General features: G+C 40.1%; 24 protein-coding genes and 1 riboswitch. Of the genes, 3 read left to right on the forward strand and 21 right to left on the reverse strand.

Going from position 1 to position 22,840, the window contains the following annotated elements; genetic code table 11:
• Nucleotides 1-48 precede the first annotated feature (48 nt).
• The gene (locus OSJ91_RS14660) at nt 49-264 is read right to left on the reverse strand and encodes an LSm family protein (protein WP_485889927.1); all 216 of its coding nucleotides are present in this window, start codon (nt 262-264) and stop codon (nt 49-51) included.
• A 13-nt stretch (nt 265-277) separates the two neighbouring features.
• Nucleotides 278-586, reverse strand: a complete 309-nt coding sequence (locus OSJ91_RS14665) for a DUF2642 domain-containing protein (protein WP_485889928.1) — start codon at nt 584-586, stop codon at nt 278-280.
• A 444-nt stretch (nt 587-1,030) separates the two neighbouring features.
• Here OSJ91_RS14665 and OSJ91_RS14670 point away from each other — a divergent pair, with 444 nt between their 5' ends.
• Together OSJ91_RS14670 and OSJ91_RS14675 are read left to right on the forward strand one after the other, a co-directional pair.
• Complete coding sequence (locus OSJ91_RS14670) at nt 1,031-1,318, forward strand: hypothetical protein (RefSeq protein ID WP_485889929.1); 288 nt, start codon at nt 1,031-1,033, stop codon at nt 1,316-1,318.
• Nucleotides 1,315-2,460 (forward strand): glycosyltransferase, encoded by a 1,146-nt coding sequence (locus OSJ91_RS14675; protein ID WP_485889930.1) that lies wholly within the window; start codon nt 1,315-1,317, stop codon nt 2,458-2,460. The genes OSJ91_RS14670 and OSJ91_RS14675 overlap by 4 nt, the downstream gene beginning before the upstream one ends.
• 303 nt (nt 2,461-2,763) lie before the next feature.
• Here OSJ91_RS14675 and OSJ91_RS14680 read toward each other — a convergent pair whose 3' ends face one another.
• The 15 genes from OSJ91_RS14680 to pdxS form a co-directional block, all read right to left on the reverse strand.
• Complete coding sequence (locus OSJ91_RS14680) at nt 2,764-3,663, reverse strand: sulfite exporter TauE/SafE family protein (protein WP_350298916.1); 900 nt, start codon at nt 3,661-3,663, stop codon at nt 2,764-2,766.
• 162 nt (nt 3,664-3,825) lie between these two features.
• Nucleotides 3,826-4,440 carry an NAD(P)-binding protein gene (locus tag OSJ91_RS14685; RefSeq protein ID WP_241590770.1) on the reverse strand — a complete coding sequence of 205 codons (615 nt, stop codon included), beginning with the start codon at nt 4,438-4,440 and terminating at the stop codon, nt 3,826-3,828.
• Entirely contained in the window at nt 4,421-5,182 is a 762-nt protein-coding gene (locus tag OSJ91_RS14690) for a sirohydrochlorin chelatase (RefSeq protein WP_485889931.1), read from the reverse strand. The genes OSJ91_RS14685 and OSJ91_RS14690 overlap by 20 nt, the downstream gene beginning before the upstream one ends.
• A complete protein-coding gene (cobA, locus tag OSJ91_RS14695; protein ID WP_350298918.1) occupies nt 5,182-5,958 on the reverse strand; it encodes a uroporphyrinogen-III C-methyltransferase in 777 nt (258 codons plus the stop codon). Before cobA ends, OSJ91_RS14690 begins: the two co-directional genes overlap by 1 nt.
• Nucleotides 5,959-5,977: 19 nt before the next feature.
• Complete coding sequence (locus tag OSJ91_RS14700; protein ID WP_350298919.1) at nt 5,978-6,193, reverse strand: DUF3906 family protein; 216 nt, start codon at nt 6,191-6,193, stop codon at nt 5,978-5,980.
• A 20-nt stretch (nt 6,194-6,213) separates the two neighbouring features.
• The gene (locus tag OSJ91_RS14705; RefSeq protein WP_350298920.1) at nt 6,214-7,839 is read right to left on the reverse strand and encodes a nitrite/sulfite reductase; all 1,626 of its coding nucleotides are present in this window, start codon (nt 7,837-7,839) and stop codon (nt 6,214-6,216) included.
• A gap of 17 nt (nt 7,840-7,856) precedes the next feature.
• Nucleotides 7,857-8,456 carry an adenylyl-sulfate kinase gene (gene cysC / locus OSJ91_RS14710; RefSeq protein WP_283914658.1) on the reverse strand — a complete coding sequence of 200 codons (600 nt, stop codon included), beginning with the start codon at nt 8,454-8,456 and terminating at the stop codon, nt 7,857-7,859.
• Nucleotides 8,457-8,498: 42 nt separating this feature from the next.
• A complete protein-coding gene (gene sat, locus OSJ91_RS14715; RefSeq protein WP_350298921.1) occupies nt 8,499-9,647 on the reverse strand; it encodes a sulfate adenylyltransferase in 1,149 nt (382 codons plus the stop codon).
• A 75-nt stretch (nt 9,648-9,722) separates the two neighbouring features.
• Nucleotides 9,723-10,427 carry a phosphoadenylyl-sulfate reductase gene (locus OSJ91_RS14720; protein ID WP_387549249.1) on the reverse strand — a complete coding sequence of 235 codons (705 nt, stop codon included), beginning with the start codon at nt 10,425-10,427 and terminating at the stop codon, nt 9,723-9,725.
• A 171-nt stretch (nt 10,428-10,598) separates the two neighbouring features.
• On the reverse strand, nt 10,599-10,742 hold the full coding sequence (locus tag OSJ91_RS14725) for a YezD family protein (protein WP_072273036.1): 144 nt from the start codon (nt 10,740-10,742) through the stop codon (nt 10,599-10,601).
• Nucleotides 10,743-10,913: 171 nt separating this feature from the next.
• A riboswitch (SAM riboswitch) is annotated at nt 10,914-11,022 on the reverse strand.
• A 281-nt stretch (nt 11,023-11,303) separates the two neighbouring features.
• Nucleotides 11,304-11,837, reverse strand: a complete 534-nt coding sequence (gene ssuE / locus OSJ91_RS14730) for an NADPH-dependent FMN reductase (protein WP_350298922.1) — start codon at nt 11,835-11,837, stop codon at nt 11,304-11,306.
• Nucleotides 11,838-12,048: 211 nt separating this feature from the next.
• Entirely contained in the window at nt 12,049-12,636 is a 588-nt protein-coding gene (locus OSJ91_RS14735; RefSeq protein WP_350298923.1) for a TetR/AcrR family transcriptional regulator, read from the reverse strand.
• Nucleotides 12,637-12,809: 173 nt separating this feature from the next.
• Nucleotides 12,810-13,556 carry an SDR family NAD(P)-dependent oxidoreductase gene (locus tag OSJ91_RS14740; protein WP_485889932.1) on the reverse strand — a complete coding sequence of 249 codons (747 nt, stop codon included), beginning with the start codon at nt 13,554-13,556 and terminating at the stop codon, nt 12,810-12,812.
• A gap of 155 nt (nt 13,557-13,711) precedes the next feature.
• The gene (gene pdxT, locus OSJ91_RS14745) at nt 13,712-14,311 is read right to left on the reverse strand and encodes a pyridoxal 5'-phosphate synthase glutaminase subunit PdxT (RefSeq protein ID WP_260357991.1); all 600 of its coding nucleotides are present in this window, start codon (nt 14,309-14,311) and stop codon (nt 13,712-13,714) included.
• A 1-nt stretch (nt 14,312) separates the two neighbouring features.
• Nucleotides 14,313-15,200, reverse strand: a complete 888-nt coding sequence (gene pdxS / locus OSJ91_RS14750; RefSeq protein WP_350298925.1) for a pyridoxal 5'-phosphate synthase lyase subunit PdxS — start codon at nt 15,198-15,200, stop codon at nt 14,313-14,315.
• 134 nt (nt 15,201-15,334) lie between these two features.
• On the opposite strand from pdxS, the gene pdxR reads away from it, so the two are divergent.
• Nucleotides 15,335-16,729 (forward strand): MocR-like pyridoxine biosynthesis transcription factor PdxR, encoded by a 1,395-nt coding sequence (pdxR, locus tag OSJ91_RS14755; RefSeq protein WP_485889933.1) that lies wholly within the window; start codon nt 15,335-15,337, stop codon nt 16,727-16,729.
• A 500-nt stretch (nt 16,730-17,229) separates the two neighbouring features.
• Here the strand turns inward: pdxR and dsdA are convergent, their stop codons facing one another.
• The 4 genes from dsdA to OSJ91_RS14775 form a co-directional block, all read right to left on the reverse strand.
• Nucleotides 17,230-18,561, reverse strand: a complete 1,332-nt coding sequence (dsdA, locus tag OSJ91_RS14760) for a D-serine ammonia-lyase (protein ID WP_485891904.1) — start codon at nt 18,559-18,561, stop codon at nt 17,230-17,232.
• Nucleotides 18,562-18,662: 101 nt separating this feature from the next.
• Nucleotides 18,663-20,411 carry an aminodeoxychorismate synthase component I gene (pabB, locus tag OSJ91_RS14765; RefSeq protein ID WP_485889934.1) on the reverse strand — a complete coding sequence of 583 codons (1,749 nt, stop codon included), beginning with the start codon at nt 20,409-20,411 and terminating at the stop codon, nt 18,663-18,665.
• A 92-nt stretch (nt 20,412-20,503) separates the two neighbouring features.
• Entirely contained in the window at nt 20,504-21,526 is a 1,023-nt protein-coding gene (locus tag OSJ91_RS14770) for an LLM class flavin-dependent oxidoreductase (protein ID WP_485889935.1), read from the reverse strand.
• 93 nt (nt 21,527-21,619) lie between these two features.
• A complete protein-coding gene (locus OSJ91_RS14775) occupies nt 21,620-22,618 on the reverse strand; it encodes an LLM class flavin-dependent oxidoreductase (RefSeq protein ID WP_485889936.1) in 999 nt (332 codons plus the stop codon).
• Nucleotides 22,619-22,840: the final 222 nt, after the last annotated feature.

Raw genomic sequence — 22,840 nt, forward strand, 5'->3', positions numbered from 1 at the left:
CGTTCAAAAGAAACAGCCACCTTATAGATGGCTGCTTCTTCATATAGCTTATTGTGCGTGACTTACGCGAACATAATTTATTTGATTTAGTGGAATGGTTATGATATCTAGATTGCCTTCATAACCTGGAGACGTTTCTGTTAATCGGCAAACATCATCAGTTACTTCATGTAACACTCCCTCGAATAAATCACTGCTCGTTGCCACTTCGACCGTGTTCCCAATGTAATGTCTTAATTGTACATAAAAAATACTAGCTAACAATGCATTCTCCTCCTTATATAGGCTCTCTAACAGAATTGATGGAACGGAACGGAACAAATACTACAGTTCCTGCAGCTTCAGTAATTACAATATAATCAGTTTGAATTGAACTTAATATTCCCGTTACCGGGGCAAAATCAGTTGTAATAGTCACCGTTCTTCCTAATAATCTTCGTAAAACACTTCTCAAATCATAGTACACATCTCCTGAAGTTTCCGGTGTCCTTGGTGTTGTTTGACCATTTTCAACAAGCCATTTATAGTAAAGATAGTCGCAACTATTCTTTTTACATTGCTTCTCACTTTGCTTCTCAGTGTTCATTTTTTTACCACCTTTTTTATTTTCTATTTTATTACCTTCGTCATGGTTCTCTTCTTATTCTTTATCCCCATGCTCGCATTTCTTTCCCTTCTCTCCTTTTTGCAACGGTCCCCCCTTCCTTATCTTTACTGCAGCACTGAACTCGTTGTCGACCGAGAATGTGAATCCTTTTATGTCCAACCGAAAATGAATTTCGATTGAATTTTTGAAGAATATTTTGCCTGGATTCGATCTCCTTGAATTCCTTGATCCACTTGATTCCTTTGAGGATCTTGACAATTTGCTGCTGCTTCTATATCGCTTCAAAAGTAGTATATTGATGACTGATGTTTTCGGCTTGGACTAATCAACCTTTTTTTAAATTCCTTTACTTTTTTTTGAAGGTTTTACGAAATCATGTCCATTTCTTTAATGAATGAATATGATACGGTTGAGGTGATAACTATGACAAACAAACAAAAAAAGGATTACATAGGCATTGTAATCCCTTCATGTCACAAAGAGTCTGCATTAAAAGCAGAATGTATGGAACAATCAAAATCCCCATTTTTCAAATATTCTCTTCCTATTAATAAAGGTTTTTCTGAAGCGGACGATACTAATTGTTGCGCACTTATAAATGAGCCAGGTTCCCACATTAAATTGTTACTTTCACCATTAAAATCAAATAAAATTAAGCTTCATTCAATTCCTGGATCGGATGAATTTTCCCAAAGAGGTAAGGCATCATGAAATCCATAAGAGTCCTGATGGTGTTAGATACAATGGATGTAAGCGGAACGGAAACGCATGTATTGAGTCTTGTGAAGGAATTACAGTCTAGAGGAATATATACAGCAGTTGTTACTGGAAAAGGCAGCATGATTAGCCGGTTACGAGAAACGGGATGTAAAGTTCACCAAATGAATTTCCCTAAAACATTAACGATTAACTCGAATGAGGAATCTCCATTATTGAACAGCTTGGTAGAATTGTTACGAAAAGAACAGATTACACTAGTGCACGGGCACCAGATTATATCCGGCTACCTCTCTGCAAAGGCAGCTAAGCTCTCCAATATTCCCTTCGTCTTCACTCTGCACGGGACATACTTCCAGAAATCGGATATAAAAAGTGTGTTACAGTTTACAGATGCTGCGGTTGCAGTTAGTGAACCGGTAAAAAAACATATTCAGCCACTTTTCCCAAAGAATATTTCAGTCATTGCAAATGGAATTGATACAGCAGATTTTTCCCCTTCCCCTTCATTGGAATTAAGAAGAAAAATGAATATCCCCCTGAATGCAAAAGTAATTCTTTACTGCAGCAGGATAACTCGGCATAAAGCAAAGATCTGCATGCTTTTAATCAAAGCTTGCAGGGATTTAAAATTAAAGGATATCCCCAACCTTCATGTAATCATCATCGGTAACGGCAGCCAGCTCAAGGATATTAAGAATGTGGCGGCGAGCATCCAATCTTTATATAAAGAAGAATTCATTCATTTCACTGGGGAACAAAAGAATGTGAAAGACTTTTATGCACTTGCAGACTATGTTGTAGGTACGGGCAGGGTTGCTTTGGAAGCAATGGCATGCGAAAGACCCGTTATTTCTTGTGGAAATCTCGGATATTTTGGGGCAGTGAATAAGAAAAACTTTCAACAAGCCTGGGAATGCTACTTTGGGGATCACGCTGCAAAACAGACTTGCAGCCAAGCCATTCTTTATCGGGACTTACGCAACCTCCATCAATCAAATGCCGGTGCTCAAACAGGCAGGGATTTAAGGAAATTGGTATTGAAACAATTCGATATTAAAAAAAATATATTACCGCTTATTGAATTATATGAAAGTACAATTCAATCATTTGAACAGCAGCAGGCCATAAATTAATGGTTCTGCTGCTGTTCAAACTCTCACGATGGCCATCTTTAGTATAAGGGTTCTATTGATTCTTTATTAGGGGAATTAACTACATAGATATTGGCGGCATAAATCTCTCGATTAAAAACAGCCAATAAATGGTTCTAGAAAATGAATGAATCTATTAAATAGAGTTTAGAACAATATTAAAATTTAAAGGCGGAATCCCATTTGTCAAATGGCTTTACTCGTAGGTATTTATGTACCTACGAGTTTTTATGTTACGTATCGCAATATACTTTTGAGTAAATTCGCTTCTATCAAACTCGGGGTTCAGGAAACATTCTGCCGTTGTTCGATATGATCATGTTTTCTCGCATTGGACATCTTATTGATGGTAACAAGAATTCCAGAAAGCCATATAATCACGATGCCTGTATAAATATATATGTGGGCTTCAATCGGAATCCATGTAGCTAATAATGTTCGTACATTGATCAAGATAATGAAACCACCGACTAAAACACCCATTAATTGAGCAGGAAGCATCCGGACTAACCAGGCTGCAATTGGTGCAGCAACCACCCCGCCAATTATCAACGCTACGACCCAAAGCCAATTGACAGCTTCCCATCCAAGCGAAATGATAAAACCAAGACTTCCGAAGAAAGCAATGGCAAATTCACTCGTATCAACAGTCCCTACAGCTTTCCTCGCCGTCATTCCTTTTTTTGACAATAAAACAGGCGTTGCAATAGGTCCCCAACCGCCTCCGCCTGTTGCATCACAAAAGCCTGCAAAAAGGCCTAACGGAATGGATTGTTTTGCGGTCAATGGCCTTACGGTTTCATTGTCCTTTGACGGTTTAAAAATAAATAAAAAGCGGAATAAAACGTATACACCCAGGCCAAATAAAAATATGGCAATATACGGTTTAGCTAATTCGGCTGGCAGGTTACTCAGGAAACATGCACCTACAAATGCACCAACAGAACCTGGAATGATCAAGCGATAGACCATATTCTTATCCACGTTCCCAAACTTTATATGTGAAGCTCCGGATACGGCTGTGGTCACTACTTCCGATAAATGTACGGATGCTGATGCTACTGCAGGGGCAATCCCGAATGTCAACAATAAGGAAGTGGAACTCACTCCATACCCCATTCCAAGCGAACCATCGATTAATTGGGCTAAAAACCCGATAAAGGCTAAAACGATTAACTTTTTCATGACATTCCCCTTTTTCCACTTAAATAGAACCTAGATAACATCGACCCGACGTTGCAGCCTATATAGATCATTTTGATCCATAAGACACAAAGAGGCACCTAACCAACATGAAATGACATGTTGGTTAGGTGCCTTCAGTTTTTCTGATCAGCCCATATTTTTTTATTCAGCTTCTACTGGCATAAGCCTAGCTAAGAAACGATATCTTTCTTTTAGGGAATATTTATAAATATCCTCTATTGAATCTTTCAATAACTTAGATTTTTCCTCTTTTGAAAAGGAACCACTTTTAATGATCATCCTTGCTTCGAAAAGGAATTCAAGATAATCTTCATAAGATTCATCATATACTTTACCTAGGTCATTCCGAATTTTTTTTGCGAGAGTTGGACTTGCTCCATTGGTAGAAACACTAATGGAAAGCATGCCTCTATTCAATGTGGCCGGTATATGAAAGTTACCCAGCTCATGATTGCTGATTACGTTCACCAGCTGACTTTGGGATGCATTCTCGTACACTCGTTCATTAACTTCAGTAGAATTTGTAGCAACAATGATTAAAAACGCATCTTTATAGTCAGTTTCTTCCACTTCTTTAAGTAAGACTCGAATCTTACCTTCTTTCTCCAACAGTTGAAAACCCGTGCATATCTCGGGGCTTACGACGGTCACTTCGGCACCAGCTTCCAATAAGGGGCCCGCTTTAAAGTAACCTATTTTACCACCGCCGATGATGACACACTTTCTGTTCTCAATATTAAGCGTAATTGGATACATAGGCTCCCTCCCCACTCACTTCATGAATTCGTTCCGATATTGCTTGTTCAATCTTTGGATGATAACCTAGATATCGGCAAAGTATGATTTTTTGCTTCCCCTTTTTTTGGATCTTTTTTATACTATTTTCAATCGACTGCATTAAGAGACCGGTAAACAATAGGTAAGGAATGATAAATACTTGGTTTGATCGAGATTCCCCTGCAAATTCCAATGCTTCTCCAAAGCTTGGTGTGGCAGCTGTCAAATAACACTCTTGCACACGGATTTTAGGAAACCTGTTCCTTAGCAAATCAGCCAATCGAGACAAATCCCTTTTCACGTCGGGATCGCTGCTGCCCCTTCCAACCAATAAAACCAAGGAATCCTCCGAAACCCTTACATTTGTTTCCTCCAACCGTTCCACTAAAATGTCAACCATTTTATCACTGACACCAATCGGTCTCCCATATTTCAATTCAACGGCAGGGTACCGTTCTTTCATTTTGTTCAAAATGACCGGAATATCATGTTTTGCATGTACAGCCGTTAGCAATAGAACTGGAATGGCGATGATTCTCGTCGCACCTTTTTGCACGCATCGTTCGTAGGCCTCTTCTATCGTAGGAGTTTCCAATTCCAAGAAGCATTGCTCCTGTATGGAATTTGGCTGTGCTTGCATACAAACTTTAATAAAATCAATGGCTTGGGCTGAAGCTTCTTTAACGCGGCTTCCATGGCAAATATATAAAATGGCTTCCATTAAAAGGCCTCATTCGCCAACAAATTTTCGGTTTGTTTTCCTTCAAACCATTTAATTTTTTCCCGTAAATTAACGACATCGCCCACGACTATCATGCAAGGATTGGAAATCTGTTCGTTATTGGCGGTTTCCACTACATTAGCCAACGTACTGACAGCTGTTCTTTGCGTTGTTAATGTCCCCCAATGGATAAGGGCTACCGGAGTCTCTGGATTTTTTCCATGTTCCAAAAGTTTCCCTTGAATATATGGCAGGTTTTTAACACCCATGTAAATGGCTAGTGTATCGATACCTTTGGCAAGGGATTCCCACTTGATATTATCCTCTTCATCCTTTTTCCGATGACCGGTAACAATTGCAAAAGATGAAGCGTGGTCCCTGTGTGTAACTGGAATTCCCGCATAAGCTGTAGCGGCGATTCCGGCCGTAATGCCTGGTACGATTTCAAAGCTCACGCCACTTTTGGCGAGGGCTTCAGCTTCCTCCCCGCCTCTGCCAAAGACGAATGGATCGCCGCCCTTCAAACGGGTGACCACTTTTCCCTTTTTTGCATATTTGACCAGGAACCGATTGATGGTATCCTGTTGCAACAAATGATAATCCGGAAGTTTACCGCAATTAATCAGCTCGACACCGTCTTTTGCATGATTCAAAAGTTCTTTATTGACAAGTCTATCATATAAAATGACATCAGCTTCTTGAATGCATTTTAATCCTTTTAATGTAATTAAATCTGGATCTCCGGGACCGGCTCCTACTAGATATACTTTCCCCATTTTTGCAACCTGCCTTCCCTTAGAGAATCGTTTCGAATTCCGATAAAACGAAACCTGCTCCATTTTTAATTTTCTTTTTTTCGTATAATGAGATGTCATCCACTTCAGGCATTTTCAAATAATGCTTTTCCAACTCGATATCAACAAGTTCAAACGCCTTTTCATCTGAATCGGCAACAATGATGACATGAATCGGTTGTTCCTTGATAGTGACTTCAAAACGGTATAGATTCATCGATTGCTTACCTTCCCCTATTAAACGGCCACTTCCGTTAATATATCATCAAGCTTACTTTGTAACTCGGATATCCCTACCCTTTCCACAAAATCAAGAAAGGTTTCCGATAGAAGTTTTGTTTCTTTGAAAAATAGAATCAGTTCTTTCAGAACATGATAGAGCTTTTCAGCTTCCACTTTCCCTTTAAGTTTTTCATTGAATTTCCCGCCCTCATTCAGCGTTCCACCGACGTATATTTCAAAAGCCTCGACCATCTTTTTGTCCTGGTTTTTCATTTTTATGCCTTGCAGGCCAATTTCGGCGATGGCTCTTTGACCGCAATTATTCGGACAACCGACCATATGCATCCTTACAGGAACATCGAGATCTATTTCCTTGTCCAATGATTCAGAAATGGTCCTCATTCGTTCTTTTGTTTCAACGAGTGCCAGGTTGCAATACTCGATGCCTGTACAAGAAACGGAATAACCAATGAATTTTTTTGGGTGGTATGGAAATCTTTCAAAGATGGATTCCTGTTTTAATTCCTCAAGTTTTGCATCCGGCACATTTGGAATGATAAGATTTTGAGAATTACAGTTTCGGATTTCACCATTTCCATATTTCTTCGCAAGTTCGGCAAACTCGATCACTTCGTCTGGGTTTAGGCGACCAACTGGTATATTGACTCCAACATAGTTCAGACCATCTTGTTTTTGTTTATGGATGCCGTAGAAATAACCTGCATTCCATCCCTCCACCGCACTTTCACCCTTTTCAGGAAGCGGACCGGTGTATTCCAGCAGCTTTTCCTTGAATTGTTCAGGACCCCAATCAGCGACAAGGAATTTCAATCGTGAGCGATGACGTTTTTCACGGTACCCGAAGTCACGGAATATCGTCGTGATGGCTGCCGCTACTTCGACTGTTTTTTCAGGTAAAATGAATAAATCAAGTTCCTCTGCCAGCATCGGAACGGAGGACAGCCCACCGCCTACTTTTACGTGAAAACCAACTTCCGTTACTCCATCAATTTCTTTAGTTGCTGGATTGAAAGAAACGCAGTTGATTTCAGCATTTGATGCATTATGGATATTAGCACTTATGGACATTTTATATTTCCTAGGAAGGTTCGAATAGTCTTCGTTAAGGCGGAAATACTCAAATACATCATATAGAACCTCGCGTGTATCGAAAAGTTCGTCAGGATCGATGCCTGCCAATGCATTCCCGATGATATTGCGTGTGATATCACCACAAGCACCAGCCGTAGTCATTCCAACCTTTTCCAAACGATTTAAGATATCCGGGACTTGTTCAATGGTCAGCCAATGGAATTGAATGGCTTGACGGGTTGTAATGTCATATACACCCCTCCCGTAATCTTTAGCGATGTTTGCCAGCGTAATTTGTTGATCATAAGTCAGGATACCGCCGGGAATAACGACACGCATCATCCAATAACCAGCTTCTTTTGGCCGTTGCAGGTAGAGACCTGCCCACTTGAACATATCCCAATTTTCCTTAGGGATGGAATCAAAACCATTTGCTGCGTAATGTGGAATATCATCAAATATCTTCAAGCCGTCTTTTTCCAATTTCCAGACTTCCGTTTTATTTTTAGCGATTAGTGGATTTTCCGACCAAAATTTCTCGTAAACCATTATATTATCCTCCTTGATTAAATCGCTTTCTTTGCTGACAAATAACCGATTACCTGTTCAACGCACTCTTCAATGCTGTATTGGTCGGATTCTAAAATGATTTCCGGTTGTTCAGGTTCTTCGTAAGGAGAGTCGATTCCGGTAAAATCTTTAATGATTCCCTTACGCGCCTTGTCATAAAGACCTTTAGGATCACGCACTTCGCACTCTTCGATCGGACACTTTATGTATACTTCAATAAACTCCCCTTCTTCAAGTAAATCACGTACAATCTGCCGATCTGCCCTGAAAGGTGATATGAAGGCGGTCAATACGAACTGCCCACTATCCACGAATAACTTGGAAACCTCACCGATTCGCCTAATATTCTCGGTTCTGTCCTCTTCAGAAAAACCTAAATCTTTATTCAAACCATGACGGATATTATCACCATCCAAAACATAACTTCGAATATTCCGATTATATAACTCTTTAGCGACTGCATTCGCAATCGTTGATTTTCCGGAGCCCGAGAGACCAGTGAACCATAGAACTGTGCTTTCATGGCCGTTCTGCTTCCGGCGGAGCTCCTTGGTCAATGACGTTTCATGCCAAGTGACATTCGTACTTTTACTCATTAAAAATCCCCCTCTTCATGTGATCCTTCAATTTATGTCCGATCAGTTATAAACTTCATTCTTTTTTAGACCTTCGATCAACACCTCGATGACTTCTTTACGGCTAAAGGTAGCTGGAGGAATTTCTCCGTTACGCAGCATTTCCCTTACCTTCGTTCCAGACAGGATGACATGGTCTTCCTTGCCATGCGGACAAGTTTTAGCGGAAGCCATATTGCCACATGCTTTACAGTAAAAGCTATGTTCAAAGAATAATAGCGTGATCCCTAACTCATCTGCGTTGAAATTCCCAAAGATTTTTTGAGCATCATATGTTCCATAATAATCGCCCACACCCGCATGATCACGTCCGACGATAAAATGTGTGCAACCATAATTTTTACGGACCATCGCATGGAAAATGGCTTCCCTAGGTCCTGCATAACGCATGGCAGCAGGGAAAACTGCAAGGGAGACGCGATCCTTAGGATAATATTTTTCAAGCAGCACTTTATAGCTTTCCATTCTTACATCTGCCGGAATGTCATCTGATTTGGTGGCACCTACAAGAGGGTTTAAGAATAAGCCGTCGACAATCTCCAATGCTGTCTTTTGAATGTATTCATGTGCACGGTGAACAGGGTTCCTCGTTTGGAAGCCGACAACCGTTTCCCAGCCTTTTTCAGCAAAAGCTTTCCTTGTCTCGACTGGGTCCAAATAGTGAGCTTGAAACTGCGGACGCTCTATTCTCTTGATCAACTTTATTTCCCCACCGACATATACATCACCGCGGTTATATAAATTTTTCACTCCAGGATGCTTCTCATCATCCGTTTGATATACTAATGTCGCTTCCAATTGCTTATCTGGCGTGTAAATATCGGAAACGGAGAGAACCCCGTATGTTTCACCTTCATGAGTCAACGTTACTTCTTCACCTATAGTAAGGGTTTCTGCAGTTTCTTCGGTCAAAGGAAGCGTAATTGGGATGCTCCATACATGACCGCTGCTAAGCCTCAAATCCTTGACCACTGTCTCGTAGTCACTTTTTGTAAAGAATCCTTTAATTGGACTGTAGGCACCAGTGCCTATCAATTCAAGATCACTTAAAGCAATTTGATCGATTTCGATTGACTTTGTTATTTTACTAATATCATAATTTGGTTCCCAAAGATCGATTAATGTTCCTCCGTGCGGTAAACTGATTGTCATGCTAATTTCCCCCTATGGTTTCTATTTATTTAAGCCTATGGTTTTTATTTATTTAAGCCTATGGTTTTTATTTATTTAAGATAAATGCAATCCGCATTCCGTTTTTTGAGCTCCTTGCCAACGGCCAGAGCGTAAATCATCTGCATTGAAGGCTGGTGCTGTACATGTTTTACATCCAATGCTCGGATATCCATTATCATGCAGGATATTATATGGAAGTCCGTTTTTGTGGGCGTAGCGCCAAACATCTTTCCATGTCCAATGTATGAGTGGACATATTTTAACTGACTTGAACTTATTATCCTTATTGATATACTCGGTTAAAGCCCTTGTTTCGGATTGCTCCCTCCGCAGTCCCGAAAGCCATGCTGTTGCCGTTGAAAGCACATCGGTAAGCGGAATGATTTTACGGATATTACAGCACTTATTTGAATCTCTAACCCATAATTCATCCCCATATTCCGCTGCTTGTTCCTCTAGCGTCAAGGCAGGTTTCTTCATTTCGATCGAAAGCTTTGGATATCGCTTTTTCACTTGCTCGATCAATTGATAAGTTTCCTCAAAATGAACATCTGTATCAAGGAAAACTATTTTGGCAGAAGGATTGACCTTCGCCAATAAATCCGTAAGCACGATGCCTTCTATGCCAAAACTGCAAGCATAAATCAGTTCGTTTCCATAATGGTCATTCGCCCATTGCAGAACTTCCAAAGCACCTTTTGTCTCACTGTCTTCGGGAAATACAGGGAAATCCCCAGTGTTGAAATTTTCATAGTTTATTAATGCAGCCAACTTTGTAGCCCCCTCTAAAAACTTGCTGTATCAGGTTAGAGTAACTGTTGATCAATGCCCGTTGTAATTGTTTGACTCTAGGAAAAAAGAGACGAATCTAACCAATACTCTCTTTATATCAGTTAAACCCGCCTCTAGTTTTTCTAGTCAGCAGATACCTTATTTAATTCTTAATTTTTCATTTCTTTCCATTTGAATGATTTTACCATCCTGGACAATAAGTGTAATGGATCCATATTTCATAGAATTAAGCATTTCTTGAAGTCGTTCAAATATTTCTTCAAGCTGATTCTCTTTATCCAAGCCTGTTCCTCCTTTAAGAAAATCCGCGAATTTCTTATTTTCACCGCTGATTCAATGAATTTCTTAGATTTATATAATTCCAAACAACCTTACATTGTTATGGTTTGCCTACAACTTTCCCAAAAAACAAAAATCTTTCCATGATGGAAAGATCCCAAGGTAAATATCTTTACCTTATCTTCCAAAATGATCAACATTTTGTTGGAGGTAGCACCTTGCATCGATCATGCAGGTTGCTGGACTTCAAAGGGCCAATTCCCTCCGTCGCTCTGGATAAGTTTTATTATTTTAAATATTAACATATATTTAATCCTTGTCAATGGAGTTTTCTTATAAAATAACTTGGTTTAATATTATGGATGAACTGTTATTTTTATACACACTATTCCGATTATGATTTTATGTTCATGTAAATACGAAAATAGACTCGTCTTTTTAGATAAAGCATCCAAAAAAATGAGTCTATTTTCATTAACAAACCTATTATTGGCGCCTGTCATTCTTTGAAAAAATAATTTCTCGAATTCCAGTCCTTTTTATAGAAGGAATTACTCGAATTCATTAATTTCTTAACTGTATCGCTTCTACAAATTCTTGAACTTGACTCTGGACGCGATCAATTAAATGCAAATCATTTATCGGGTTTTCTGAATTCTGTTTATCTATTTCTTTATCAACGAAATAAATCCCCTGCAGCGGCTCGCCTTTTAATATTGAAATTAATGGTTTAAGTGCATAGTCAATCGCCAATAGATGCCTGTTACTTCCGCCAATCATGATTGGCAGTACTGGCTTACCCTTAAAAGCACCTTCTGGCAGCAAATCGATCAAGGCCTTCAATACACCTGTATAAGAAGCCTTATAAACCGGTGAACCAATAATGACACCTCTAGCTGCTTGAATTTTCTCTGAAAGCTTTAAGATATCTTCGCTATTATATTTGCCTTGGAATAAATCATCTGCTGAGAAATCCGTAATTGAGAAATAAGCTGTGGTAAAACCTTCGTTTTCGACTAATGATTGAATATGTTTTAGTGAAATGTCCGTTCTGGACGGAATAGCCGGACTTCCTGATAAAATTACGATATCGGTCATTTAATCTCCCCCTCCAATATTACATGATTTCAAGATAAAATCTTCGTAAGCATTTCGTACAGCATGCATTTATCGTAATAGTCTGAAAAATATAAGTCAAATCTTACACTCTGGTTTAAAAAATTTTCAAGTTTACTCCATCGGATCTTAAGGAAAATAAAACGGTCATATTGAAGGGCTTGAGCATCAAGCCGCAAATATGACCGTTTCATTATGTATGTTTTTGTTTGCCATGAATACCATATACCAAAAGTTGAGCAATGCTCTTAATTCGTTCAGAAGTAAAATATGGCTCCTTTTTCTGCTGATGGATCTCATAATGTGTAGATAATGCCAATGTGAAAGAAATGATCCCTACATTAAATAGGATAATATCAGAGATATACTGTATCTCACCACTATCTATTCTCTTCTGTATTTCAATATGCCTGGCATTCGGCTTGAAAATCTGATCTACATATTGCTTAGAAATATCTTGATCAAATTGTGTTTCCCTGAATAGTATCGAAAACTGTTCTTTATTATCAAGAATTTTATTTATCATGGTGCAAACATGATTCTCCACTAGATCATCCGTAGATAGATGGCTAGTCCCATCTTCAGATTCCTCTTTCTCATCAGGGGTAATGGTAGCCAATAGCAAATCTTTTTTGCTGTCAAAGTATTTGTAAATAGTAGCTTCGGAAACATTGCAAGCAGAGGCAATTTCATTCGTTCTTGTCATGTCAAAACCTTTAGTGGCAAAAAGAGTCCGGGCTACATTTATGATTCGTTCTTTCGTTTGCTGCCCTTTTTTCAAAAATATCAACCTTCTTTTATAATGATAAGACCGGTTTCACCAATCTATTTTCCATGATATCCCGATGGTATCAATCGGTCAATATTACCTTTGATTCATTAGAATTCAATATTCCCATATATCATAAATAGAAAACATCGTCTGATTGGGACGATGTTTTCTTATAGAGAAAATCACTTAAAGGATGCATAGCCATCATCGACCATGACTACACTTCCATTGATCGCATCCGCTTCCTCTAAAGATAATAGATAGACGGCATTTGCAACGGCTTCTGGCTTAATTAATTTACCGCGCATTTGACTTGCATTCAATTTATCGATGATTCCCATATCTTTATAGCCTTGAATGATAGGAGTGTCAACCCCGCCTGGCGCAATGCCCACTACCCGTATGCCATAAGCACCTAATTCCAAAGCAGCTGTCTGTGTCATCATTCTTACAGCTCCTTTAGTCGCCTGATAGGCAAAGGTTCCGTGGGAAGCTAAGTAAGCAAACACAGAAGCCGTATTAATAATGACACCCTTGTTACCTAGCTCCTTCATTTTCCGTCCTGCTGCCATGATTCCAAAGGCAACTCCGTGCTGATTCACTCCAATCGTTTTGAAGTAACCCTCCATATCTTGATCGAGGATCATACCGCCTGCACCGATGCCGGCATTATTAAACATGATATCGATCCTTCCGAATGTTTCCACTGCTTTATTGATTAAGGATTCAACATCTTCCTGCTTAGAAACATCCGTTTTTACAAAAATGGCCTCTCCGCCATACGCTGTAATCTGTTCAACGGTTTCCTGTCCCATTCCTTCATTAAAATCCGCAACAACGACCTTGTCCCCTTTTGCTGCAAATTTCAAGCATGTGGCCCGGCCAATACCGCTTGCTCCTCCTGTAATAACTGCAACTCTTGCTGTCATGTACATTCCCCTTTCAACACTAAAAATATAGTAAGTGTTTACTTACTTTTTTTATTATAAAAGTAAGGAATATTTAATTCAAGCAATATGTATTTATATAGGGTTTTGAGCTTTCATAAGTAAAGCTGTCCTATTACTAGGACAGCTTCATTTTTTTAACAGGTTTTCAATTCGGCCTTACTTATGGATGTCTTCACCATTTCAATGAAAAGCTGCATAAAACGATCATCACCTGTTAATTCTGGATGAAACGCACTAACGAGGACATGGTCTTGTCTCGCAGCCACTACATTCTCTTCATAAACAGCCAATACTTCTACACCTTCTCCAATTCCATCAGCAAATGGCGCCCGGATGAAAACTGCCTTATAAGGGGTTTCCATTCCTTTGATTGATAGTTCAGCCTCGAAACTATCCTTTTGACGTCCAAATCCGTTCCTTTTCACGGAAATGTCCATTAGTCCAAGATAGGCCTTCTCATCGCCAGTCAATTCATTGGCCGCCAATACCATCCCTGCACATGTACCGAAAATTGGTTTTTTATCTTCGAAGAAAGTTTTGACCGGTTCCATAAATCCATAGCGATCCATTAGTTTCCTCATCGTCGTGCTTTCTCCGCCTGGAATGATCAAGCCATCGATTTCTAGCAACTGCTCCGGCTTTTTTACTATAACTGCTTGTTCGCCGGCAGCTTTGATTTGATTCAAGTGTTCTTCAACTGCTCCCTGTAAACCCAAAACACCGATAGTTATCATATTACCATCCACGTTCCTGCATCCGTTCTGCCGGAGCTAGTTTGGAAATATCAATTCCTTTCATTGCACTGCCTAACTCTTTGGACAACTTGCCAATCAATTCATAATCAGTGAAATATGTAGTCGCTTGAACGATTGCGGATGCGAATTTTTCTGGAGTTTCAGATTTAAAAATACCAGATCCAACGAAAACGCCATCTGCTCCCAATTCCATCATCAATGCTGCATCTGCTGGAGTCGCAATTCCACCGGCTGCAAAATTAACTACAGGCAATTTACCTGTGCGTTTGATTTCTCTTAAAATTTCATAAGGGGCTCCAAGATTTTTTGCCTCTGTCATTAATTCATCATCACTCATGATGCTCACTTTACGAATTTGTGACTGTACCTTTCTCATATGACGCACAGCTTCCACAATATTACCCGTTCCTGGTTCTCCTTTTGTACGAAGCATTGATGCTCCTTCACCAATACGGCGTGCAGCTTCACCTAAATCACGGCAGCCACAAACGAAAGGTACGGTGAAATCACTTTTTAGAATATGGTATTCTTCATCAGCAGGAGTCAGCACTTCACTTTCATCGATATAATCCACTCCCATGGATTCCAGGACCCTTGATTCAACGATATGACCAATCCTTGCTTTAGCCATGACCGGGATGGACACTGCATTCATTACTTCCTCTACAATTCGCGGATCTGCCATTCTTGCTACGCCGCCAGCCGCACGGATGTCGGAAGGAACCCTTTCCAATGCCATGACAGCCACAGCACCTGATGCTTCTGCGATTTTTGCTTGTTCTGCGTTAATGACGTCCATGATTACGCCACCCTTTTGCATTTGTGCCATTCCTCTTTTTACTGTGTCAGTTCCTAATAATTTTTCCATTTTTCTCTTCCCCCTAATATTTGCATTTTTTAGATTTGTTAGACTTAGTATAAAAAAGAGTTGACCGCATTGAAAGTGTCAGTTTTAATAAATTTAATAGGGTCAGTAAATTTATAAAAAAAGGTGGAAACAAAATGAATATGCTTTCTTGCGATTTAAATCGGTTAAGTGAAGTACCTTTGTACGAACAATTATATTCATATATTAAAAAAGAAATCATTGATGGCCGTCTTCTTTACGGCACAAAACTGCCTTCCAAACGGAAATTGGCAGAGTTCCTGCAAATAAGTCAAAATACTGTCGAGACTGCATATGAACAATTGACTGCTGAAGGATACGTTGAAGTCATACCAAGAAAAGGGTACTATATTCAAACATTCGAGGATTTAGAGTATACACAAACTAACCAAGTATCAGTGGAACAAATCAATCATAAAGAAGGGGAATTGCTATATCATTTTCATCCCAGCCAAATTGACACGGAACACTTCCCATTTGAAAAATGGAGAAAATACATGAAAAGCAAAATCGATGAATCACATCAAGATCTTCTTTTACTTGGGGATTCTCAAGGGGAATATGAATTACGATGTGAAATTGCCCATTATTTGTATCATGCACGTGGTGTACAATGTGTTCCCGAACAGATTATCATTGGTGCAGGAATGGAAATTTTATTGCAGCAGCTTGTCCTTCTATTCGATAAAAATGCCATCTATGGTGTTGAAGATCCTGGGTATCACTTGATTCACCGGATTTTACGAAGCTACCCAAATGAAGTCCATCCACTGCAAATTGATGAAGAAGGCGTAAAGGTGAACCAAATTGAAGATTCAAACATCGACGTCGTGTATGTCACTCCCTCACATCACTTCCCCAATGGGACAATCCTATCCGTTAACAGACGGACGCGATTGTTGAACTGGGCTCAAGGGGCTGCAAACCGCTATATTATCGAAGACGATTATGATAGTGAATTTCGTTATAGTGGAAAAACAATCCCTTCCTTACAAAGTATGGATGCTAGTGATAAGGTGATTTATTTAGGGTCATTTTCAAAATCATTGATGCCATCAATTCGAATCAGTTATATGGTTCTTCCCGCTCCATTGTTACAAATGCATCAACAGGAATTATCTTTTTACCATTCAACCGTTTCTCGGATTGATCAGCATGTATTGACACAGTTCATGAAGGAAGGGGATTTTGAAAAGCATTTGAATCGGATGAGGAAAGTGTACCGTCGCAAGTTGGATAAAGTGATCGAGCTGTTTAAACCCCATCAACAAATAAAAATCATTGGAGAGCGTTCAGGATTGCATATCGTCCTCATCGTTAAGAACGGCATGGATGAACAGACACTTATTCAAAAGGCAAATGAAGACCATATTAAAATTTATGGCTTATCGACATATTCGATCGAAAAAATTGACGAACATCCTCCAAAAATCATATTGGGCTTTGCAGGGATCCCTGAATCCGAATTGGAAAAAGCCATTCAACTTTTATTAAACTCATGGGGTTTATAAAGAAAAAAGAAGTTCACTTTCGTGAACTTCTTTAAGTTTGTCGACAAAATGGGGTTCGGAATGGTCTCTTCCTAATTCCCTTTCATGATTTTAACCAATACTTTTATTTGGAATGAAACCACAACAGATTGAACCTACACTCTTGCCGAATGCTGGCTAGCCGAGACCCGCCTAAATGCTTGCTTTGATGAGGCTGGGCAGGAAGTTGGCGGAAGGGAACGGTTTCAATATATGGACCGCAAAATGAATGCACGGGGTCCGAATAATACGGTGAACGGTCGAATAATGTGCGGTGTGGATCGGATAAAATGGGTGAACAGTCGAATAAAGCACGGTGTGGGTCGAATAAACTGCGTGAACGGTCGAATGATGTGTGGTCAAGGTCGAAAAACTGCTTTGGCTGAAACAACTGAGACGTTTTTTCAATAAAAAACTGCAGGCAAACTCGCTTTTCTTCGAGTTTGTCTACAGTCTGATAAATTAACTCTAGTGAACATTTTTTACCTTTTAGATAAATACTGGTCCATCATATCCTTTGGCACCATGCTCCCGCCGGTCGCCCAGATGATATGTGTGGACTGGTTCATTTTATCCAGCAGTTTTTGGTCCATGAGATATTTCTTTCCTTCTGGAGCTTTAAAAAGTTGTACCGGACCCAATGCTCCTGCGAGGGCAGATGGCTCTAAATAATGACCTTCCGTCTCTGCCATTCCCCTGAGCAGATCGAATAACCTTTTATCCTCTATGGTATAGCTGCCGCTTAACATGGTCGTCATCATACGGGAAACCAATGCTGAAGGCCTTCCGACAGCAAGACCATCAGCTTCCGTCTTATTATCGATGCCAAAGTCCTGCACCGAGATTTTGTCATGAAGGCCTGTCATCAATCCGAGCGTCATGCATGGTGAATGTGTCGGCTCTGCAAAAAAACAATGTACATCATCTTCAAAGGCTAACTTGAGCCCATATGTAATACCACCGGGCCCGCCGCCGACTCCGCATGGCAAGTACACAAACAAAGGGTGATCTTCGTCTACTGGTATGGACATATCTTTCAGTTGTTTCTTCAGGCGCGTTGCAGCTGTCGCATAACCTAGCAGTAGATCCATTGAATTTTCATCATCAATAAAATGGCAATCGGGATCAAGTGATGCTTCATTACGGCCTTCTTCTACAGCTTTACTATAATCATCATCATATTCCTTTACAATGACTCCAAGACTTGTTAATTTATCCTTTTTCCACTGTTTGGCATCTGCCGACATATGGACCGTTACTTTGAATCCCAGCTTAGCGCTTATTATTCCAATACTCATTCCTAAATTGCCGGTTGAACCGACTGCAATCGAATATTTTGAAAAAAGCTCTTTGTATTCATCGTTCGCAAGTATCCCATAATTATCAGTCCGTTTTAAACCACCATGCTTCATTGCTATTTCCTCAGCACGTTTTAAGACCTCATAAATACCTCCGCGAGCCTTGATGGAACCTGATATTGGTAAATGACTGTCACATTTCAGCAAAAGTTTCCCAGCCATTTTAGTTCCATAGGATTTTTCCAAGTTTTTTTGCATGGAAGGAATCTCGACTAGTGGTGATTCAATGATCCCCTCCATTGGTTCGGTTTCTGGAAAGGCTTTAATTATATAATTGGCAAATCTATTTAATCTTTCTTCAGCAGATTTAACTTGTTCAGCTTGGACGATTGGGTTTTCTTGCTTGTTACCGTAATCTGGATTCGTCCAGAAGACTTCGTTCATCTTTATCACATTATTAAGTATAGGATCTTTCGCTTTCCAATCCATGATCGATAAACCTGCGATTTTATGCATCTCCACAGCAGTCCCTCCCGGAAATGTAGTTTTCATCTTCTACTATAACTCAACAAACTGCGATAAAGATTACAATTTTCACTTTTTCACGAATAATCAGCTTAGAAAGTCAAATTCACTTTTAATTTCCCTCGCACACTATTAATAAACCAAATTTCCTCAGCGTTATTAAGGTCAGCCTTTGAAATGGGTTTTTCCATGATTTCCTTCTTCCTGATCAAGTCTTGACGAAATGTTCCAGCAAGCAGACCTGCTTCCACCGGAGGGGTATAGAGTTCACCATTTATCTTCACCACCACATTTCCGTTCGTGAATTCCGTGATGAATCCTTCTTCATTCCAAAGCAAAACATCATGGAAGTCAGGATTATTCATTTGAAAGCCTTCATATACATCACGATTGGTGGTCTTATGAAATAGAAATGGATTTGCACTTGATATTGGAGTTTCAGCCAAGATAGCCGTAAATTCTGATTCAAGGGGCTTGATTGCTTGTCCAGAGACTTCAATTTCACCATTTTCATGAAGTAATACTCTTACCTTTTGTAACGTCCCTTGATTCATATCCGCATACTTTTGGAGTTGATCTCTAAGATTCAATTCAGGGAACCGGTAATCGAAGTAATCAGCGGATTGTTTCATCCGATCGATATGATCAGTCAACAAATAATATTCGCCATCGCTGAGCTTCATCGATTCCAATAGTTTGTAAGCAGGCCTTTCTACCGTCAATAATTTGGCTTTTAAAAACGCTTCGTCATATTCTTCAGATAGCTCGGAATCCCAAGTAATTCCACCTCCTACCCCATACTCGGCTTTCCCAGTTTCGTTATCGATCACGACCGTACGAATCGGCACATTAAAAACGGCTTCGGATTCAGGGGTGATGAACCCGATTGCACCGCAATAAACTTCCCGTGGTGAATTCTCGATATCAGCGATGATTTCCATCGTTTTAATTTTAGGTGCCCCTGTTATCGATCCACAAGGAAAAAGAGCCCTGAATATATCAATGATTGTTGTTCCTGGATACGTATCGGCCGTAATCGTGGATGTCATTTGCCAAACGGTCGGATATTTTTCAATTGCCTTAAGCTGTGGAACCTTGACGCTTCCTGGTTCTGCAATCATTCCCAAATCATTTCTGAGCAGGTCCACAATCATGTAGTTTTCTGCTTGATTCTTTTCCGAGGCTGCTAACCAGTCTGCATTAAGCTGATCCATTTTCAGTGTCGTTCCCCGCTTTACCGTTCCTTTCATTGGCCGAGTAATCAGCTGGCCATCTTCCCAACGGAAAAACAACTCGGGTGAAGCAGATAGGATTCGATGTGTCCCCACATTCAAATATGCACTATAGTTCGAGCGTTGAGCTCTCTTCAAGCGATCAAAGAAAGCGAAGTCATCTCCTTCGAACCTGGATTGCAAACGCATCGTGTAATTGACTTGATACGTATTGCCTTTCTCGATTTCAGATTTTATCATTTGAAACCCGGAATGATAGTTATGTGAATTCGTTTCTGATTGCCATTCAGCTAAATTAAAAGCCCCTGTCATTTTTTCAGGTAATTCTTCTTCCGGTTTATCGAAAATCCCGAACCATAATAATGGCATTTTGGCTCCATCTTTTACTTTAAAAGATTTTTCAAAAGCAGGTGCCGCTTCATAGGAAACGTATCCCGCTGCATAATGCCCCTGTTCTATCGCTTCCTGGACTTTTTGGAATTGGGGAATGACATCCTCAATTGAATGGGCGGTGAACACTTTTTTCGGGTTCGTAAAATATAGAGGCCTGCTGTCACCTTGTTTATCTGTGAAGTGAAATATTAAGGATAAAGGATCTTCTCGTTTCATTCTTGTCTCCTAACTTTGTTTATGAAGTAAATCGGTATGTATTTTATAAAAAAGCTTGCAGACACGGAATCTGCAAGCTCATTCTTTGACACTTATTTCATTCCAGTAACCTCTGCAATGATTTCATAAGAACGAAGGCGTGCAACCTGATCATAAATGGCAGAGTTTATAATCATTTCGTCCGCCTGCGTTTCATTTAAAAATGCCTGCAACTGCTCTTTAACCTCTTTTGGATTTCCTATGATGGAAGCGTTCAGCTGCTTCATGACAATGGCCTTTTCATATTCTGTCCAAAGGCCTTCCATTGTATCAACTGGAGGAGCAAGTTGACCGGGCGTGTTCCGTATCAAATTCAAGAACTGCTGTTGATAAGATGTAGCAATCCTTTGCGCTTCTTCTGTAGTATCAGCTGCAAAAACATTGACACCAACCATGACATAAGGTTTATCGAGAACGTCGGATGGTTGGAAATTATTGCGGTAACGGGCTAAAGCTGGTTGAGTATTTTCAGGGGAAAAATGACTTGCAAATGAAAATGGCAATCCCAGCTGTGCTGATAATGCTGCACTGAAGCCGCTTGAACCAAGCAGCCAAATCGGGATATCCTGTCCTTCGCCAGGGATGGCGCGAACACGATTATGTTTGGAATCCGCATCTAAATAACTGCGGAGCTGCGCCAATTGTTCAGGAAAATCCTGACCGTTATTACGTACGTCACCCCTGAGTGCCATGGCTGTATATTGGTCGCTTCCCGGAGCTCGCCCAAGCCCTAAATCTATTCTACCAGGATACATTGCTTCCAATGTCCCAAATTGTTCTGCGATAACAAGCGGTGCATGATTCGGCAGCATTATGCCGCCAGAACCGACGCGAATTCTTTCCGTCTTTCCTGCAACATGGCCTATAAGCACTGACGTTGCAGAGCTTGCGATCCCTGGCATGCTATGGTGTTCTGCAACCCAGAAACGGTTATAATTCCATTGCTCCACATGCTTGGCTAAATCTACTGTATTTTTAAAAGCTCCAGAAACTGTACCACCCTCAACGATTGAAGCCAGGTCCAGAACGGAAAAAGAAATGTCGCTAAGTTTTATTGCATGTTGATCAGCATTCATATCTTCATCTTCTTTCTTTCAATTATGATAAATTGGACGCAAAGCCATCATATAGAAAATGCACACAAAATGCACACAAAATGCTCGAACGGATTAACTGTTAAGAATTTCACTGGCAATCAAACGAAACGAATTAAGCCTATCCTCCAACTTATGAGTGATGGTTATCAGCATGATTTCATCTGCTTGATATTTCTCCTGAATCTCGTATAGCCGATACTTCACTTGTGAAGGGGTACCAAAAATCAGTTTTTCATGCATCGTTTCCATCAGTGCTTTTTCTTTTTCAGTCCAATCATGGCTCCTTACCTCTTCTATGCTTGGAACCTGCTTTCTTCCACCTTGTCCACTTTGAATTTTCCATAGAATGTTGCTAAGGGCGATTTCTTTCGCATGTTCCTCCGTTTCTGAGCAAATGGCCGAAACCGTAACAATCGTTTTAGGTTCTTTAAGCAACCCTTTTGTTTGAAAGTGTTCACGGTACTGATGAAAGCTCTGCACTCCATCATTTTCACTCATGAATTCACCAAACGCGTATGCAGTCCCATTCTCAGCGGCAAGCTTTGCACTTTTCCCGCTTGTTCCCAATATCCATGGTTCAGGCGGCACCTTTGGGATAGGAGCAGCAGAGACATTTGAAAATGGATGTTCATTCGGAAATTCATTTCTTAGAAAATTCAACAGTTCTTGAACTAGTTCAGGCATTTTATAAACATTCTGAAGAAAATTATCGGATAATGCCATCGTTGCTTCGGCAGATCCACCAGGAGCACGCCCGATTCCCATATCAATCCGGCCAGGAAAAAGTGTAGCTAGCATATTATAAGTCTCTGCTATCCTGTATGGCTTATAATGTGGAAGCAGCACTGCCCCTGAACCAATTCGGATATTTTTTGTTTGTGCACCAATATAGCTTATCAAAACCTCTGGAACGGAACAGGCCAATCCTGGGAGATCATGATGTTCAGTTAACCAGATTCTGCTATAACCAAGTCTATCTCCTTCTTGTGCGAGTTGCAGTGAAGCCTGTAAGGCTTCTTGTGCTGATTGTCCTGATGCAATTGGTGATTGATCCAAAATGCTAAGTTTCATTTTGTTACCTCCTTTCTAGTCTTTCGTAATTTAATGGTAAATCATAACTAGTCGAAAGTCGCCTGAAACGCTTGCTTTGTTATTTTAGTTTGCGGCCTTTAGCAAAAAATATAAGGAGCTGAATTCAAATTTGGGGAGTATAAGTAAATGGTATATTCTAGCGAGGTTTTTGATTTAATACATCAAGAAGGCAAGTGACACAAATGGTCGTCACTTATTCTA

It is taken from the genome of Bacillus sp. T-10(2022), from assembly GCF_056502895.1.

Coding starts and splice junctions, on each gene's coding strand:
- sat (WP_350298921.1), bottom strand. CDS start 9,647: ATGACAATCAGTTTACCGCACGGAGGAACATTAATCGATCTTTGGGAA.
- cobA (WP_350298918.1), bottom strand. CDS start 5,958: ATGGGGAAAGTATATCTAGTAGGAGCCGGTCCCGGAGATCCAGATTTA.
- OSJ91_RS14690 (WP_485889931.1), bottom strand. CDS start 5,182: ATGGAAGCCATTTTATATATTTGCCATGGAAGCCGCGTTAAAGAAGCT.
- cysC (WP_283914658.1), bottom strand. CDS start 8,456: ATGAGTAAAAGTACGAATGTCACTTGGCATGAAACGTCATTGACCAAG.
- pdxS (WP_350298925.1), bottom strand. CDS start 15,200: ATGGAAAAATTATTAGGAACTGACACAGTAAAAAGAGGAATGGCACAA.
- OSJ91_RS14775 (WP_485889936.1), bottom strand. CDS start 22,618: ATGAAACTTAGCATTTTGGATCAATCACCAATTGCATCAGGACAATCA.
- ssuE (WP_350298922.1), bottom strand. CDS start 11,837: ATGACCGATATCGTAATTTTATCAGGAAGTCCGGCTATTCCGTCCAGA.
- OSJ91_RS14705 (WP_350298920.1), bottom strand. CDS start 7,839: ATGGTTTACGAGAAATTTTGGTCGGAAAATCCACTAATCGCTAAAAAT.
- OSJ91_RS14680 (WP_350298916.1), bottom strand. CDS start 3,663: ATGAAAAAGTTAATCGTTTTAGCCTTTATCGGGTTTTTAGCCCAATTA.
- OSJ91_RS14740 (WP_485889932.1), bottom strand. CDS start 13,556: ATGACAGCAAGAGTTGCAGTTATTACAGGAGGAGCAAGCGGTATTGGC.
- OSJ91_RS14675 (WP_485889930.1), top strand. CDS start 1,315: ATGAAATCCATAAGAGTCCTGATGGTGTTAGATACAATGGATGTAAGC.
- OSJ91_RS14670 (WP_485889929.1), top strand. CDS start 1,031: ATGACAAACAAACAAAAAAAGGATTACATAGGCATTGTAATCCCTTCA.
- pabB (WP_485889934.1), bottom strand. CDS start 20,411: ATGAAACGAGAAGATCCTTTATCCTTAATATTTCACTTCACAGATAAA.
- OSJ91_RS14685 (WP_241590770.1), bottom strand. CDS start 4,440: ATGTATCCAATTACGCTTAATATTGAGAACAGAAAGTGTGTCATCATC.
- pdxR (WP_485889933.1), top strand. CDS start 15,335: ATGAATATGCTTTCTTGCGATTTAAATCGGTTAAGTGAAGTACCTTTG.
- OSJ91_RS14770 (WP_485889935.1), bottom strand. CDS start 21,526: ATGAATGCTGATCAACATGCAATAAAACTTAGCGACATTTCTTTTTCC.
- OSJ91_RS14665 (WP_485889928.1), bottom strand. CDS start 586: ATGAACACTGAGAAGCAAAGTGAGAAGCAATGTAAAAAGAATAGTTGC.
- OSJ91_RS14700 (WP_350298919.1), bottom strand. CDS start 6,193: ATGAATCTATACCGTTTTGAAGTCACTATCAAGGAACAACCGATTCAT.
- pdxT (WP_260357991.1), bottom strand. CDS start 14,311: ATGATAACTATCGGTGTTTTGGGTTTACAGGGAGCAGTTGAAGAACAC.
- dsdA (WP_485891904.1), bottom strand. CDS start 18,561: ATGCATAAAATCGCAGGTTTATCGATCATGGATTGGAAAGCGAAAGAT.